This is a genomic window from Lentzea sp. HUAS TT2 (assembly GCF_051853195.1).
Lineage (GTDB): Bacteria > Actinomycetota > Actinomycetes > Mycobacteriales > Pseudonocardiaceae > Lentzea.
This window is the reverse complement of record NZ_CP196667.1, coordinates 4,614,134-4,631,155: the sequence shown is the minus strand read 5'-3', so window position 1 is coordinate 4,631,155 and position 17,022 is coordinate 4,614,134. Positions and strand designations below refer to the sequence as shown.

General features: G+C 66.2%; 11 protein-coding genes. 7 read left to right on the top strand and 4 right to left on the bottom strand.

All coding sequences use genetic code 11. From position 1 onward, the window contains the following. Window positions 1–25: 25 nt before the first annotated feature. The 3 genes from ACSHWB_RS23185 to ACSHWB_RS23175 are packed head-to-tail and all read right to left on the bottom strand — an operon-like array spanning window position 26 to window position 9,692. A complete protein-coding gene (locus tag ACSHWB_RS23185; protein ID WP_439664093.1) occupies window positions 26–3,193 on the bottom strand; it encodes a helicase-related protein in 3,168 nt (1,055 codons plus the stop codon). Then, entirely contained in the window at window positions 3,190–5,025 is a 1,836-nt protein-coding gene (locus ACSHWB_RS23180; RefSeq protein ID WP_439664092.1) for a UvrD-helicase domain-containing protein, read from the bottom strand. Before ACSHWB_RS23180 ends, ACSHWB_RS23185 begins: the two co-directional genes overlap by 4 nt. Beyond that, a complete protein-coding gene (locus ACSHWB_RS23175) occupies window positions 5,022–9,692 on the bottom strand; it encodes a sacsin N-terminal ATP-binding-like domain-containing protein (protein ID WP_439664091.1) in 4,671 nt (1,556 codons plus the stop codon). The genes ACSHWB_RS23180 and ACSHWB_RS23175 overlap by 4 nt, the downstream gene beginning before the upstream one ends. Before the next feature lie 297 nt (window positions 9,693–9,989). Here ACSHWB_RS23175 and ACSHWB_RS23170 point away from each other — a divergent pair, with 297 nt between their 5' ends. After that, window positions 9,990–10,451, top strand: a complete 462-nt coding sequence (locus ACSHWB_RS23170) for a hypothetical protein (protein ID WP_439664090.1) — start codon at window positions 9,990–9,992, stop codon at window positions 10,449–10,451. 224 nt (window positions 10,452–10,675) lie between these two features. Here the strand turns inward: ACSHWB_RS23170 and hemW are convergent, their stop codons facing one another. Next, the gene (gene hemW, locus ACSHWB_RS23165) at window positions 10,676–11,884 is read right to left on the bottom strand and encodes a radical SAM family heme chaperone HemW (protein ID WP_439664089.1); all 1,209 of its coding nucleotides are present in this window, start codon (window positions 11,882–11,884) and stop codon (window positions 10,676–10,678) included. Window positions 11,885–11,931: 47 nt separating this feature from the next. Here hemW and ACSHWB_RS23160 point away from each other — a divergent pair, with 47 nt between their 5' ends. The 6 genes from ACSHWB_RS23160 to ACSHWB_RS23135 all read left to right on the top strand — a co-directional run bounded on the left by ACSHWB_RS23160 (window position 11,932) and on the right by ACSHWB_RS23135 (window position 17,020). Then, on the top strand, window positions 11,932–12,141 hold the full coding sequence (locus tag ACSHWB_RS23160; RefSeq protein ID WP_439664088.1) for a putative leader peptide: 210 nt from the start codon (window positions 11,932–11,934) through the stop codon (window positions 12,139–12,141). Between the two features lie 109 nt (window positions 12,142–12,250). Beyond that, window positions 12,251–13,930 carry a nitrite/sulfite reductase gene (locus tag ACSHWB_RS23155; RefSeq protein ID WP_439664087.1) on the top strand — a complete coding sequence of 560 codons (1,680 nt, stop codon included), beginning with the start codon at window positions 12,251–12,253 and terminating at the stop codon, window positions 13,928–13,930. Beyond that, complete coding sequence (locus tag ACSHWB_RS23150; protein ID WP_090006108.1) at window positions 13,927–14,085, top strand: Insertion element protein; 159 nt, start codon at window positions 13,927–13,929, stop codon at window positions 14,083–14,085. The genes ACSHWB_RS23155 and ACSHWB_RS23150 overlap by 4 nt, the downstream gene beginning before the upstream one ends. Then, window positions 14,082–14,777, top strand: coding sequence for a phosphoadenylyl-sulfate reductase (locus ACSHWB_RS23145; protein ID WP_439664086.1), 696 nt, complete (start codon window positions 14,082–14,084; stop codon window positions 14,775–14,777). Before ACSHWB_RS23150 ends, ACSHWB_RS23145 begins: the two co-directional genes overlap by 4 nt. Further along, window positions 14,774–15,673: a sulfate adenylyltransferase subunit CysD gene (cysD, locus tag ACSHWB_RS23140; protein ID WP_439664085.1), complete on the top strand. Its 900-nt coding sequence runs from the start codon at window positions 14,774–14,776 to the stop codon at window positions 15,671–15,673. The genes ACSHWB_RS23145 and cysD overlap by 4 nt, the downstream gene beginning before the upstream one ends. Next, entirely contained in the window at window positions 15,674–17,020 is a 1,347-nt protein-coding gene (locus ACSHWB_RS23135) for a sulfate adenylyltransferase subunit 1 (protein ID WP_439664084.1), read from the top strand. It begins immediately after the preceding gene. Window positions 17,021–17,022: the final 2 nt, after the last annotated feature.

Sequence of the window (17,022 nt, the reverse complement as noted above, 5' to 3'; positions counted from 1 at the left end):
TGTCCAGGCTTGCGCAACGGCATCGTCATCGCTCCAAGTACAGATTCGACGTGGCATCGACGTCACGCAGACTCCACAACGTGTCGAAGGCGTCGTCGAGGTCGTCGTCGTCGAAGTTGCGGAGAAGAGCGGCGTCAGGATCGCGTCTTTGACGGTAGCCGGCCGGTTTCGCCTCGTAGACGAGATCGGGATTCTGTTCCGCGAGCCTGCACCACCAGTTGACGATGTCGTCGAGCTGGTCACTGGTTCCCGAGCGCTCCTCTCTCGCGACTCGACTCACCCGAGACAGGACCAGGGACTTCAGCTCCTCGATCTGAGGCAGGAACTTGCCGATGCGCGCCGCGGCCTCGTTCTCGCGCAGGTCGGGAATCATCAAGCGGGCGAGCGCCACCACAACCGCGTGCAGCGCCCGGTCGCGAGCCCTCGACGAGAACGGCGTCACGCTGGACGACTCGACCTGCCTGTACAGCGCGGAATGATATGACTGGAAGTTCTCGTAATGGGAACGGTCGCGCGACCTGGCCGCGTTGAACATCGTGACGACGATACCGGGGTGGGAACGACCGACCCTACTGCTCGACTGGATGTACTCGGCCGTCGTCTGGGGTTGTCCCATGATCGCCATCAGCCCGAGTCGGTCGACGTCTACACCGACCGAGATCATGTTGGTCGCGAGAACGACGTCGAGGGCCGTCTTCTCTGGCAACGCCGCCAGGAGATCCTCCAGGTACTGCGGGATGTCGCTGGAATCGATCCGACTGGTGAGCTCGCGCACGAGGTCCGCCTGACGCAGACTGTCCTCCGCGTCACCCGCCAGCAGCTTCAACCGCTCCTGAACGTCGTCGCGCACCTGCAGATCCGCCGCCGCCAACAGACGAAGGCTGTTGAAGTAACCGATGAGGGTCCAGTAGGCGTCGCGGACCGAGTCGCTGCCGTCGATGGTCGCGGCGTGGTGCAACAAAGCCGCGTACGTCCGGACCAACAGCGATGCCTGACTGGTGTTCGGAGTGAGCACTCCCACGTAGAGACGGCTGGCCTTCTCCTCGCGCGGAGATTGAACGGCGAACCACGAGTCCCTTGCGTCCAGACCGGGTGGAGGGAACTGGGCGACTTCCCTGTCGAAGAGCGCGCGTCCTTGTTTGGCCGCCCGGCGGATCGTAGCGGTGGATGCGATGACCTTCGGTCGCCGCGCGGCCTCGTCGACCACCGTCTCGTACAGGCCGGCCAAGCTGCCCAACGGTCCGGAGATGAGGTGCAACTCGTCCTGGACGATCAGCTCGACGGGAGGAAATCCCGTGTCACAGTTGAACAACCGGGCCACGTCCGCACGCCACGGCATGCGAGCGAACTTGTCCGATGTCGCAATCACCAAGGTGGGACGGGCCAGATACAGGGTCTCGTCGACCATGTGCACCGGAAGACCGTCGCGGAAAGGACAGTCCCCAGTGCGGCAGGCGACGGTCATCGACTGCCGCCGGGTGTCCACCGTGTAGTTCCGCGCATCCATCGCCACACCGCACCACGGGCAGCCGCGCAGCTGGACGGGGTTCTCCGTTTGTACCTTGTCGCCTTTGAGCAGCTCGTTCAGCCGGGCCTCTGCCGAGGCGAGGTCGTTCGGGGTCGCAGCTTGCCCGACCCACATGCCGAGTGAGATGGGATCACCGGGAACATCGCGGCTGGAGTTGCGACGAAGTACTTCCATCGCACAGATGAGTGCCGCCGCGCGCTCGAACTGCTGCAACGTCAGCAATCGCAACGTGTACCGCATGATGGCGGTCACCCCACCACCGTTGCGGCCGTTGCGAATCCTGCGCAGGAAAACCGTGAAGGCGATTAGCCCCAGATAGGCCTCGGTTTTTCCACCACCGGTCGGGAACCACAGAAGATCGACGATATTCCGGTCGGGGTGTTCCGGGTCGTGGATCCCGTCGAGGCATTGCAGCACAAAAGCGATCTGGAACGGACGCCACTTCCCGTCCAACACCACATCGCCCCTGCGACCGCCTTTGATCCACGAAGTTCGGCCGCGCTGAAGAGCCATCGCCTCGTTGGCCAGTCTGAAGGCACGCAGTACATCTTGTCGTTTGCGCAGCAGAGCCACACCGTTGGCGATCCGCTCAGCGGCGTCCTCACATCGCTTGAGGTGCTCGTCCGCTCGCTTGCGGAACTCGGGATTCGTCAGCCGCACGCTGTCCTTGCGTTGCGCGCCTATCCAAGTGCGGTATCCCGTTACCAGGTCGGTCAGTGCGCGAATCACCTCGTCGTCGTCCGCGGTGGCCAAGTGCAGCATTCCCAAGGATTCGCTGCGGATGTCGGGATTGGAGTCGGTCAGCAACACCTCGTGCGACGGCACGAAGGTCGTGCGCACCTCTGCCACCTCTGCGCGATCCGCTCGGTCGAGGAGCTCGCCGGGGGAGGGCGGTGTCCAGCCCCACTCGACAGAACACCCGTGCCCGACAGCGAAGGTGGGTGCGTACCTGTAGAGAAGGCGGTTCCCGACCACCTCGTCCTCGTCTCCGCCTCCGGGCCCTGGCCGCTCGACCAGGGCGCCACTCACGATGATCGTCGGCTGGAAGAAGCAATAGGGATCGCGGAGTTTTGTCGGATCGACCTCGGTCACGTTGACGAGGGTGGCGGTGATCGAAACGCGACCATCTGCCGGAGGTCGCACGCGAAGTCTCAGTTCGAGCCCTCTGACCACGGTGATCGGAGCCGGTGTCGTATCGGTGACATCAAGTTCGATTCGACCAGTCGGCAGTTGGCGACGCTTCCACCGCACGCCCTGGTCCTGGGTGCTCCGGCGATCGGCTCGCTTCGGTTCGACCCTGTTGCCCGCCAGGTCGACTGACTCGTACACCGCGGCGTCCACCGAGATCGTCACGAGGTTGGAAGAACCCGTGGCGACGGCGAACGTCATACCCATCGAGGTCGGCGTCTGCACGTTCGCCATGGCGACACCCGTGTCGAGCACGTCCTCGGTCTTGTCCTTCACGTCGACGGGCGTGCTGTCGTCGTCGACGACCGAACTCTCGTCGTCCGCGTTGGGCGGGAACAGAATGCCCATCACATAGGTGGTGATCGGAGCATCGACGAGGAGCTCGTCCTCGCCGTTCGCGGGTCCCAGCAGATCATCCCGAAGCCTGCGCAGAAGCTCGGTGCGGAACTCGTAGTGGTCGGCGTACTTCGCGGTCATGCGAGTTCCTCGCTGTGTCTGCCGTAATGGAACTTTCCGAAGCCGGACAGCCGAGGTGTCAACCAGACCCCGTGCGGTCCTAGACCGGCGTCCAGGCTCGCCGACTCACTTCCCACCGATGTCTCCACTGCGTCGACCCTGACCCCGGAGATCCGCAACGGCCACCACGGATCTCCTCGACGCCCCACGGACCTCTGCAGCGAACAGAGAACCTGGCGAAACCTGCGCGAAGCGGTCGCGATCGGACGGTCTCGGTGCATCACCAGATAGGGCGGACTCTGGCCGCTCAGCAACGACACGTCGTACGACCTTTCCAACACGACCTCGTCACCAGGCTCGACCTCGGTTTCCAGGTACTGCTGCAGAACAGGGCACCGGGCCTCGAAGTCCTGCTCTCCCGGCGGCACCTCGGTCGAGACATCACCGCTGCGGACTTCGAGTCCCAATGTCGTTCTGTCGTTCCACGCATAGCGCACCCAACGATCGACGACCTTGTTCCTGCGCATCTGGCGATCCCCAGGCGTTTCGATCCACATGACGTCGTCACGAGCGCGTGTCATCGCCACGTATAGCGCTCGTGCCTCCTCTGCCGAATCAATGTTCGGGTCGGCGTTACCAGGGTCTGCGACGATCACGCGATCGAACTCGAGCCCTTTGGCCCGGTGGTAGGACGACACCACCACCGCCGATTCCTGCCGGTCCACGAGTTCGTCCGGCAACCGGCCGGACTCGACGAGGCCGCGAAGCGCCCGCAGGTCGACGACGGAAGTGCTCCGACCATGCGCGGTCGACCTGATCAGCCAGTTCCACAACAAATCCGCGGCGTCGCTCACCTCGGACGGCTGGCGACTCATCAGTTCGCTGAACATCTGCCGGGTGACAAAGGACCCCTCGTTCGCTCGGAACATCACGCCCAGCCATGCCGGCACGACCTTGTCCTGCGCTGACCGCTGCAGCCGGTGCCGGACGCCCGCCCTGTACAGGTCCTCGGACACGAGCATGGCCTGACCGTTGCTACGGCACAGGATCGCGGTGGTCACGCGGGCGTCGTCGAGAGCGGCTTTCGCGAACTCATCGTCGAGCGGTCCGAAGTCGTCCGTGCCCAGCAACGTCCCGCGCAGCCGGTCGAACACATCTGGCCCGGGCTGGGCGTATCGCAATTCCTCGGAGAAGGTCAGCGCAGGCTCTGCCTCTTTGTGACGCGGGCGGAAGTTCTTCTCCAGGCTCAGCTCGACGAGTTGATCACCGAAGATCTCGCGGAGCCTGACGAAGAAGCGGTTCGTCTCGAAGACTCGTTCGTTGGGATCCTCGACCTGGAACCCGTAGATCGACTGGGCAGGATCGCCCACGACCGTGAAGCCGACCTCGAACCTCTCGAGCAACGCCTCGACCATGCGGCGACGCGAACCGACCAGGTCCTGGACCTCGTCCACCACCACGTGCAGGAGATCGTCGAGCAGGTCGTCCCCACGCCCTGCCTCGATCACCTGCGCGGCCCGTTCGATCCTCGAGTCGAACGAGCGGGATCGCCAGTCGACGTCGGGCTCGAGCTCGATCAACAACTCGAGCGCCCAGGAATCGAAAGTCTGCGCGCGCACGTACCTCGCGGCTTCGCCGTAGCGGGCGAGACGGACGCGCAGCTCGCGGACGGCGGCACGTGAGAAGCTCAGGACGAGGATCTCCCCGGACGCAAGCCCTTTCGACACCAACGCGTCCAGCCGCCTGACCAACGTGTAGGTCTTTCCTGAACCGGGGCCGGCGGTGACGAGCACGCAGGCGTCGACCGGTTGGCCGACCACCGCTTGCTGTTCTTCGGTCAGCACCACGGTCACTGGGCGTCCCACAGGTGGTCGAACCCGGTGAAGGTGATCGCCTTGTGGTAGTTGGTGATGTTGTCCTTCACGTCGAGGATGAGGCAGGTTTCCTTGCCTCCGTTCTTCGGTCCGCGCAAGCCTCGTCCGATCATCTGCGTGTAGACGTTCGGGCTGTACGTCGGCCTCGCCACCACCACGACCCTGGTCGCGGGTGCGTCGAAACCCTGGGCGAGCACGCCGTAGTTCGTGATCACCTGGATCTTCTTGTCGCGGTAGTCGTCGATGATCTTCCTGCGTTCCGCGGGCGGCGTGGCGGAATCGATCGCGCGAGCAATGATCCCCCGATCGTTGAGCATCGCCGCCATCAACTTCGCGTGGTTCACCGAGGTGGCGAAGAGCAGAACGGGCCAGTCGCTGTCGAGTCGGGCGATCTCCGCCACCAGCATCTGGTTGCGATCGACGTCCTCGCCGAGGCGTTGCTCGGTGGCGGAAGGAAGGTTGTGCTGGAACGGCTGTGCCGCAGCTATGAGTTCTTCGTCGGTGAGCTGGATCGTCGCACCGGTCAGTTCGCGGTGTTCGACGTTCGCCAGCATTCCCAGTTCCTGCAGCGATGTGTACGGGTCGGACTCGAAGACGCCGAGGTCCAGCCGGTTCGCTCCGTACCGGTCCACCAGTCGATGGGTCTCAGCCTTGTTGAACCCGCGGAAGGGAGTGGCCGTAAGTCCGATGAGCGGACGCTCCAACGCTCGGAAGGTGATACCGAGCAACCCGAGGATGCGCGTGAACCGAGGAGTCACGGAGCCGTGTGCCTCGTCGACGATGACCAACACCGGGTCCCTCAACCACTCGTACCTGGTGTCGTCGAGGCGCGAGTCCAACTGTGCCTCACCAGCGACCACCAGATGCGGGTTCTCCCGAACCGCGGCCGCGTCGTTGCTGCCCCAGAACCTGCTGATGGTCAGCCGCTGGGGCGGTCCGACCTTGGACCAGACGAATTTCCAGCTCTCCACGGCCTGCTCGCAGAGCTCGTCTGTCTGCGCGATCCACAACACGGGACGTCCGCCCAGCCCACGAGCCTTGATGAAGCGGATGACTGCTTCCGCCGCGACGCGCGTCTTTCCCGCTCCAGTGGGCAGGCACAACATCGCTCGCTTCGGCACGTCGTCGGTCAGCAGGTCGAACATCCTGGTGGCCAGCTGTTCTTGGTACTCGTGCAGCCCTGGGAACGTGACCGGACCCTCGACGATCTCCAGCGCGTCCCTGCTCTGAGATGCTTTGGTGCCCGCGAAGGACTCGGGCAGGTGCAGGTCGCTGACCAGCCGCCGGGACGCGGTGTCACCGCGGAACGATGTCGCCACCTCTGGGAACCGGGCCTCGATGTCCTTCGCGTAGTGCCGCAGCACCGAGTCGCCGTGCGCGTTGATGGCGAGCTGGGCGATCCGCAGCTCGTCCGGGTCCTGTCCGGTCTCCGCCTTCTCGCTCTCGATCAACCCCTTGGGCAGCTTGCGCTTGAGCTGGTCGGCGCCCACGAGCCGAGCGAGCTTCTCCTTCGTCGTGGCCGCCTGCCGCACCTGCGCCAGCTTCGCGTTGTCCTGCTGCCGCTTCCGGCGATCCAGCACTGAGCGACAGCCCTCTTCGCGCAGACCGAGCCGGAGGTGTCGATCAGCAACCATCAAGACCTGGAGGTCGTCGCACGGACTCAGTACGAGGATCTTGTTTTCCTCGATCGCGCTCTGCCGGACCTCGTTCCGCGATCCGTTCGGCGTCTGCACGACCTCTTCGAGTTCACTGCACCGGGCGAACGACCACCCTTCGACCCTGCCTTTGAGCTGTCGGAGAGGCGGGAACTCCTCGACGAGCAAATGCGACTCGCCTTGCTCGACGTACCTCAGCTGCCGATCGATGACGTCGGCAGGCGTGCACATCTCCCACAGTTTGAGCATCTTCACCGCTGTGGCCTCGTCTGGCACCAGCACCGCAGGAATGCACTCGCGCACCAACTCGTCGTACTCCGACCGGATCGCAGTGACGGCGATCTGCTTGTCCGGCACCTCCGAAGACCACACGTCACCGACCCTGCAGCGGGTGTTGCCGAGGTCGATGTCGACTTCGTGCTCGAACAGGAACGCATAAGCGCGTCCGGGGAACCCGTCGTCCTCGCTCGCATCGATTTCAGTGAGCAGGCCCTCCCACATCGAAGTAGGCACCTTGCCGATGACATCCGGAAGCCGAAAGACGTCGGCGACGTCCACGGGGAGCTCGGCCACCGGCAGGAACTCCGCGTACTGCTTGAGCGCAGGCGAAACCACCTTCGTCAGAGGACGGAGCCCCCTCGTGGTCTGCACCAGTCCGTGCTTTCGAACCATCCACACCAACGGAGAGATCACCGTCCGGCGGTTGCCTGCCGTAGCGCCGATCTGGAGGCTCCAATCAGAGACCAGACCACCGCGGGGCAGATTGCGGACGAACGCTGCTCGTCCTTCCTCGGACAGCTCCCTCAGGAGCTCGAGCGGACCGGCGGGATGGATCCCGTTCGCTCTCACGGCCTTCAACGTCGGGCGGGTGGCGGCAACGTCGAGCTTGGCCAGGAGACGCTTCCAGAGGGCCTCGACGTAGTCGGGGTACCAGCTCTCCGAGGCCGGGTCGACCGAGCTGCGCGGCACGTCGGACAGTCCAAGCTCACGCAGCATCTGGCGATCGCCTGCGTGGAACTCGACGTCCACCGCGATCGCGCCGTCGCGGGTTCCGTCCGCCGGAACGACGGCACCAGGCAGCAGACAGCGGTCGAGCCGTCGAAAGCGGCCGTCCACAGTTCTGACCTTGAGCACACTCGGCAGCTCGGTCAGGCGCTCCCTCAGCGTGTCGAGAGCAACGGCCGGACCGGTCTGCCGCGCCAGTTCCCAGAAAGCCGTCCACCGGCCCGCGTCGTACTCGTGGAAGCCCTGCTCCACGATCGCGGCGAACCGACCTGCTGCGTGCGCGTCGTGAACGCCAAGAGTCAGCAACGCCGCCCGTCCGCCGAACTCGTCCAGCACGCGCACATCGACGTAGACCAGGCTGTCCGGAAGGTCGTCCTCGAACACCCGGCAGTACACCTGGCCGCTTACCGGGGCCACCAGCGCACCAGACTCGGTCAGCACGATCCGCGCCTTTTGCACTTGGTCGGCCAGCGGATGCTTGGTGCGCACGATGTCCGCGGCGATCCGCACCGCCACCGCAGAAGCCGCAGGCGACCTGTCCGCTACCAGCGCCTCCAGCCATTCGCGCACAGAAGCCGGGGGAATCTTCGCAGCGTTGTAAATGCGTTCGACACTCGTCCGCCGGTACTTCTGCCTCTCGACGGAATGATCGACCCAGTCGATCGGTCTGCCTGCGTATCCGCGCCACCACTCGAGCCACTGCGGGTTGAGCTCGCTCGGGTGCAACCGGATCTCGGCCGGCTTCCGGAAAGCGGCGGTCTGATCGGGAACGGATGGCTTGACGGCGGTCACACGCCAGATCGATTCGACCAGGTCATCAGAAGCCCACTGCGGCTCCTCGCGGCCACGCGCGGGCATCACGTCGAGATAGGCGCAGGCATCGTCTTCTCGGGACAGGGCGGACAGGGAATCGACGACCAGATCCGCCACGGCACCGATCAGCTCGTCGTTGAACGCATTGGCGGCGTAGAGGTTCTGGCGATCCTCGCTCGTTTTCCAGGGTGCGTTGACGATTCCCCTCAGGGTCGTCTTGTACTTCGTCGGGAAGTAAGCCCAGAACTCCCCGAGCCGCCCCTCCCTTCCAGTCCTGTCCGGAACCGCCCACGAGATGTCGATCTCGGGGCGGTCGTGCAGCTCACCCGCACTCTCCAAGGCTCGACCGCCAGGACGGTGGATACGGGTGAACACCCTCCACGAGGTCGTGGAGCTGGACCCGGTGCTCCTCTCCTCCTGGAGATCCCTGACCTCGCCCACGACCCGCTGGAAGAGCTGCCGCTTGACCGCCTTGCCGGATCTCCTGTCCTCCAGAGTGACCGTTCCGACGTGCGGCGAGAAGAGACAGAACTCCGCCGGGAACTTGAGCAGGTCTTCTGCCAGCGCGGCGACCTTCGCCGGGTGAAGCGGCAACCTGACCACCGTGGTGGCCCACTCGAGGAGCTCGGCGAGCACCGGATCTTGGGCGGCTGCACGTCCGCGGTCAAGCGGTCTCGCCATTCGCAGGACCGGCATCTCCTCCGCCTCCGGCACCACACCGAGGATTCGCGCGGTCGCCCACTCCTTGTCAAAGCCGAAGCTTCCGGTCGTGCTGTAGAACTCGGGCGAGTCGGAAACGCTGAGCACCGACTTCACGCCGACCCCGAACCTCCCGATTTGACCGCCGCGCTTCCTCGAAGCACTCATCCTCAGGATCGTGTCGACGCCGCCCGGCGTGATCGGAGCGCCCTGGTTCGCGCAATAGAGGTATGCAGAGGTCAGGACGACGGCGATCTCTCCACCTGTGTCATTCCGCAGCTCGTCCGCGCCGTTCTGAACGAGTTCGTAGATCTGTCGGTCGCCGTAACCGCCCTGCGTGATACGGCGCTCTCCGTTCGCATGCTCCCGGATGAGACCGGGATCGATGCGATAGGTCTCCAACACTCGCTCGGACTGCTCCACCACGATCCGCAGTACCGACTCGACGGAACTCACTGACCGATCAACCCCCATCCGGACATCATCGCGATGTTCGGTACCTCGTTGCGACGACGAACTGAGCTGCCTGCTTCGGGAACGACTCCCACAGGCGTCGTGAAGAACGTCGCGTCCTCACCACAGAACTGTTACCGGCGTCACCGCATCGTATCCTTACCGGATCAAACGGTTCCATTGCGTCGTTTTTCACATACGGAGAGTGAGACTAGCCGGACTTCCTCACCCTTGAGACTGAATCGAAGAAGGATCCACTCGTGTCAGGTCGCGATCGAACCGACCAGTTTGTCGGTGGTGGTCGCTAGGGTCCAAACCATGGCCGAGGACGAGTGCAAGCACCTGCTGCCCACCAGGCAGTGCGACCTGTGCCGACCACCCCCACCCGGAGTGCTGATGCAGGGATGGCGCACGAAGGGCGGCCGGGCATACCACAACGACCCCGAGTGCAAGTGGCTCCAGAAGGGACAGAACTCGCTCCGGGTGATCGGCAGGGACACCCACGAGGTCGTGCCTGTGCGTTGGGACAGGGTCAACCCCGCCAAGCTCCAGCCGTGTGAGTACTGCTGCACGCCCGCCTGGTTGCAGCGGCACGGCAAGGCGCAGGTCGCGGCAGGAAAAGCGTGCTTGGTTCACAGCGAAGACGAGTGGTGGGAGGGCACCGTCATCTGGGAGGAGGCGCGGCGGCCCGACGGGTTGTGGTGGGGCACGGCAACTTTCCACAAGCACGGAGAGGTCCTGGTCGAAGTGCGGAGTCAGCACGATCTGCGGGCCCGCTGAACCAAGGAGTGGCGGCCCAGGGCGGCAAGTCAGGACGGCGATGAGCCGAGGCCGCCGTGGAGGGCAAGCTCGGCGCTGTTCATGACCGCGTTCGGCGAGGTACGCAGTCGGTCGATGCAGCAGGGTCAGGGCCGCAGTAGTCACCGCTGTGGCAGGTCACCGCCATGGACCAAGGTTGCAGCGCATTACGGGCTGCGGTACGTCACGACCTGCGCGCCCGCTGATCACGGCAGCAGACGCCTGACCACGGCGTCGGCCAACAGCCGCCCGCGGTCGGTCAGCACGCAGCGGTCGTCGTACGGCTCCAGCAGCCCGTCGGCGATCGCCTGCTTCGCCTCCTCGCGGCCGGCGTCGTCCAGCACGTCGACGGGGAGTCCTTCGGCGAGGCGCAGTTCCAGCAGCACGCGCTCGACCCGCTGGTCCTCGGCCGACAGCGTCTCGCGACCGGCCGCGGGCGAAGAACCCTCGGCCAGCAGCGACGAGTAGCGGGCCGGGTGCTTCACGTTCCAGAACCGCACCCCGCCGATGTGGCTGTGCGCGCCGGGACCGAAGCCCCACCAGTCCGCGCCCTTCCAGTACAGGACGTTGTGCCGGCACTGGGCCTCGACCGAGGTCGCCCAGTTCGACACCTCGTACCAGGAGAAGCCGGCACCGCTCAGAACCGAGTCGACCATCTCGTAGGACGAGGCGAGGACGTCGTCGTCCGGCATGGGCAGGTCGCCGCGGCGGATGCGGCGGGCCAGGCCGGTGCCGTCCTCCACGATCAACGCGTAGGCGGACACGTGGTCGACGCCCGCCGCGAGCACGGCGTCCAACGACGACGCGAGATCCGACGGGCGCTCCCCCGGCGTGCCGTAGATCAGGTCCAGGTTCACGTGCTCGAACCCGGCCTTGCGCGCTTCCAGCGCGGCCTCGCCTGGACGGCCGGGGGTGTGCTTGCGGTCCAGCACGGCGAGAACGTGCCGGGCAGCGGACTGCATGCCCAGCGACACACGCGTGTAGCCGGCCGAACGGATGCCCGAGAAGAACTCCGAAGAAGTCGACTCGGGGTTGGACTCGGTGGTCACCTCGGCGCCGGGTGCGAGGCCGAACGACGACCGCACCGCGTCCAGCACGTCGGAAAGACCGGAGGCGCCGAGCAACGAGGGCGTTCCGCCGCCGACGAACACGGTCTCGGCCGCGGGCGCGGTCCCCAGGACGGACGCGGCCAGGTCCAGTTCGCGGCGCAGACCCTCCAGCCACGACTCGGGTGACGCGGAGGTGCCGAGCTCGCCGGGCGTGTAGGTGTTGAAGTCGCAGTAGCCGCAACGGGTCGCGCAGAACGGCACGTGCACGTAGATGCCGAACGGGCGCGAACCGACACCGGCGAGAGCGGAAGGGGGAAGCGAACCGTCAGCGGGCGCGGGCTCGCCTTCGGGCAGAGCGGAAGGCATGACTCCCAGTGTCCCCTAAAGCCCGAACGGCGGTGCACAGCCAGGCGATGTATCTGTCGGTGACAGAGATACTACGGAGTGAAACCGGCCTGGGATGTCAACTTCCCCTCGTAGATCCCAGCATGCGGTTGCTGGTGGACCAGGTACTGGACGCGGGGCACACTGAGGACATGCATTCGACTGGAGTCCGCCTCGTGGCCCGCCGCCACGTCGACTTCCGTCGTGTCTCCAGCGCGATGTGCCGTCGTTCGGCATGACCGCGCGCTGATTTGTTCCCGTCAGCGCCCGGCGCGCTGACGACGCCCCCACCACAAGCACCTCCGGGCTCGCACGCGCACCGAGCGCTCGAAACCCCGGAGGATGGCGATGGCCACGCCGCAGACGTCACCGCGCGCCAAGCAGCGTCGCGGCGAGGGGCAGTGGGCACTCGGATACCGAGAGCCGCTGAACCCCAACGAGCGGAGCAAGAAGGACGACAACCCGCTCAACGTCCGCGCCCGCATCGAGAACATCTACGCCCACGGCGGTTTCGACTCGATCGACCCTGCCGACCTGCGCGGACGGTTCCGCTGGTACGGCCTCTACACCCAGCGCAAGCCCGGTATCGACGGCGGCCGCACGGCCACCCTCGAGCCGGAGGAGCTGGACGACGAGTTCTTCATGATGCGGGTCCGCAGTGACGGTGGCGCGCTCACCACGGAGCAGCTGACGGTCCTCGGCGAGATCTCGCAGGTCTACGCCCGTGACACCGCGGACATTACCGACCGCCAGAACATCCAGTACCACTGGATCCGGGTCGAGGACGTTCCCACGATCTGGCAGAAGCTCGAGGCCGTCGGCCTGACGACGATGGAGGCGTGTGGCGACAGCCCGCGCGTCATCCTCGGCTCGCCGGTGGCGGGCATCTCCGAGGACGAGGTCATCAACGGGCAGCCGGCGATCGACACGATCCTCGAGCGCTACATCGGCGACCCGCGCTTCTCGAACCTGCCGCGCAAGTTCAAGACCGCCATCTCCGGTCTGCAGGACGTGGCGCACGAGATCCACGACATCGCGTTCGTCGGCGTGAACCACCCCGAGCACGGGCCCGGCTTCGACCTCTGGGTCGGCGGCGGCCTGTCCACGAACCCCATGCTGGGCAAGCGTCTGGGCGCCTGGGTGCCCCTGGACGAGGTGCCGGACGTGTGGGAGGCGGTCATCTCCGTCTTCCGCGACTACGGCTACCGCAGGCTCCGGCACCGCGCGCGCATCAAGTTCCTCGTCGCCGACTGGGGCCCGGAGAAGTTCCGCCAGGTCGTCGAGGACGAGTACCTGGGTCGCAAGATGATCGACGGCCCCGCGCCGGAGACGCTGGACCGGCCGCTCGACCACATCGGTGTGAACAAGCAGAAGGACGGCCTGTTCTACGTCGGTGCCGCGCCGATCGCGGGCCGGGTGTCCGGCTCGATCCTGGTCGAGGTCGCGAAGGTCGCGGAACGGGCGGGCTCCGGCCGCGTCCGGTTCACGCCGCAGCAGAAGATCATCGTGCTGGATGTCGCCGAGTCCGAGGTTCCGACCCTCAAGAGCGACCTCGCCAAGCTGGGCCTGCAGGTCGACCCGTCGCCGTGGCGGCGCGGCATCATGGCGTGCACCGGCATCGAGTTCTGCAAGCTCGCGATCGTCGAGACCAAGGCCCGCGCGAACGAGCTCGTCACGCAGCTCGAGGCCAACCTGAAGGACATCGTCGACGGCGTCACGGCGCCGATCACCGTGCACATCAACGGCTGCCCCAACTCCTGCGCCCGCATCCAGACCGCGGACATCGGCCTCAAGGGCCAGATCGTCACGGACGAGTCGGGCAACCAGGTCGAGGGCTTCCAGGTGCACCTCGGCGGCGGTCTCGGCCTCGACGCCGGGTTCGGCCGGAAGCTGCGCGGCCACAAGGTGACCGCGTCCGAGCTGGCCGAGTACGTCGAACGGATCGTGCGGAACTTCGTCGCACAGCGGGAAACCGACGAGCGCTTCGCTCAGTGGGTCGCCCGCGCGGAAGAGGGTTCGCTGCGATGACCGAACGCGCGACGCCGTTCTACTGCCCCTACTGCGGTGACGAGGACCTCCGTCCGCAGGAGGAACCCAGCTACGCGTGGTTGTGCACCGGGTGCCGCCGCGTCTTCAAGGTCTCGTTCGTCGGGCTCAACCTGCCGCAGGAGGTGAAGAAGTGAGCGATCTCAAGGAAGACCTCAAGATCGTCGCCGAAGCCGCGGAGCTGGAGCTGAAGGACGCGAGCCCTGAAGAAGCGCTGGAGTGGGTGGCGCGGACGTTCGGCGACAACTACATCGTGGCCTCCAACATGCAGGACGCCGTGCTGATCGACCTCGCCGCGAAGGTGAAGCCGAACTTCGACGTGCTGTTCCTGGAGACGGGGTACCACTTCCCGGAGACGATCGGCGTGCGCGACGCGGTCGGTGTCGTCTACCCGGACGTGCGCATCGTGAACGCCGCCGCCGAGCAGTCGGTCGCCGACCAGGAGGCGGAGTTCGGCCTGCTGTACCAGTCGGATCCGGCCAAGTGCTGCAACCTGCGCAAGGTCGTGCCGCTGCGCCGGGAGCTCGCGAAGTACGACGCGTGGGTCACCGGTGTGCGCCGCGTGGACGCACCGACCAGGGCGAACACGCCGATCGTGCAGTGGGACGACCGCAACGGCCTGGTGAAGATCAACCCGATCGCGCCGTGGAGCGACGACGAGTTCAACGCCTACGTCCGCGACAAGGGAATTCTCGAGAACCTGTTGGTGCAGGAGGGTTATCCCTCCATCGGCTGCCTGCCGTGCACCGCGAAGCCGTTGCCGGGACAGGACGCGCGCAGCGGACGCTGGGCCGGTCAGTCGAAGACGGAATGTGGGTTGCACGGATGACTCTGGCTCTGGACACCCTGGGACGTCTCGAATCCGAGGCGATCCACATCTTCCGCGAGGTCGCGGGCGAGTTCGACCGGCCGGTGATCCTCTTCTCCGGCGGCAAGGACTCGACGCTGCTGCTGCACCTCGCGATCAAGGCGTTCTACCCGGCGCCGGTGCCGTTCCCGCTGCTGCACGTGGACACCGGGCACAACTTCGACGAGGTCATCGAGTTCCGCGACCGCGTCGTCGCACAACACGGTCTGCGCCTGGAGGTCGCGAAGGTCCAGGACTGGATCGACGACGGCCGCCTCGAAGAGCGTCCGGACGGCACGCGCAACCCGTTGCAGACGGTGCCGCTGCTCGACTCGATCACCGAGCACAAGTACGACGCGGTGTTCGGCGGTGGCCGCCGGGACGAGGAACGCGCCCGCGCCAAGGAGCGGATCTTCAGCCTGCGCACGGCGTTCGGCCAGTGGGACCCGAAGCGCCAGCGGCCCGAGTTGTGGAACCTCTACAACGGCCGGCACCGCGCCGGTGAGCACGTCCGCGTGTTCCCGCTGTCGAACTGGACCGAGCTCGACGTCTGGAACTACATCGAGCGCGAGGGCATCGAGCTCCCGGACATCTACTACTCGCACCAGCGCGACGTGTTCCTGCGCGACGGCATGTGGCTCGCCGAAGGCCCCTGGGGCACGGCACGCGACGGCGAGACGTTGCTGCGCAAGACGGTTCGCTACCGCACGGTCGGTGACGGCTCCTGCACGGGCGCCGTCGAGTCCGACGCCGCCGACATCCACGCGGTGATCGCCGAGGTCGCCGCGTCACGACTGACCGAGCGCGGCGCCACTCGTGCCGACGACCGGCTGTCCGAGGCCGCCATGGAAGACCGCAAGCGGGAGGGCTACTTCTAAATGAGCGACCTGTTGAGGTTGGCTACCGCTGGCAGCGTGGACGACGGGAAGTCCACGCTCGTCGGCAGGTTGCTCTACGACACCAAGTCCGTGCTCGCGGACACGCTGGACGCCGTGCACCGGGCGAGCGCTGACCGGGGTCTCACGACGCCGGACCTGTCGCTGCTGGTCGACGGCCTGCGGTCGGAACGCGAGCAGGGCATCACGATCGACGTGGCGTACCGGTACTTCGCCACGCCCAAGCGCAGCTTCGTCCTCGCGGACACCCCCGGCCACGTGCAGTACACCCGCAACACGGTCACCGGAGCCTCCACCGCGCAGCTCGCGGTGCTGCTCGTCGACGCGCGCAAGGGCGTCATCGAGCAGACCCGGCGCCACGCGGCGGTGCTCGCACTGCTGGGCGTGCCCCGGCTCGTCCTCGCGGTCAACAAGATCGACCTCGTGGACTACGACGAGGTGACGTTCTCCCGCATCGCCAAGGAGTTCACCGCGCACGCCACGGCTCTCGGCTACACCGAGGACGCGGTCGTGGAGATCCCGGTGTCCGCGCTGGCGGGCGACAACGTCGTGGACAAGTCCGCGAACACGCCCTGGTACTCCGGCCCGACCCTGCTGGAGCACCTGGAGAACGTGCCGGTCGAGCCCGACCCGCACGACGCCCCGTTCCGCTTCCCGGTGCAGTACGTGATCCGCCCGCGCACGGCGGAGCACCTCGACTACCGGGGGTACGCCGGGCTGATCGCGGCCGGCACGGTCAAGCCGGGCGACGAGATCGTGGTGCTGCCGTCCGGCAGGCGCTCGAAGGTCACGAAGATCGACACGGCGGACGGCGAACTGACAGAGGCGGCGGCCGGCCAGTCCGTGACGTTGCTGCTGGCGGACGACATCGACATCTCCCGCGGCGACCTGATCTCGGTGGCGGGCAACGAGCCCACGGTCACCGACGAGCTGGACGCCACCCTCTGCTGGCTCGCGGAGAAGCCGCTGCGACCCGGCGCCCGAGTCCTCGTCAAGCACGGCACGCGCACCGTGCAGGCGATGGTCACCGACCTGCGCGACCGCTTCGACGAGCAGAACCTGTCCAGTGTGGACAGCCCCGGCTCACTGGAGCTCAACGAGATCGGCCGAGTGGCTCTGCGTCTCGCGGAGCCTGTGCCACTGGACGACTACAGCTTCAGCCGGCGCACCGGGTCCTTCCTGGTGATCGACGCGAGCGATGGTTCCACGCTCGCCGCCGGACTGGTCGGGGCTCCGCTGCCGCTGCTTGAGGACGGCGTGGAGAGCTGTACCGGGGGTGGCGTCAACCCCACCCCCGACAACCACGCCCTCGTCTCCCCCGGTCCCTGAAA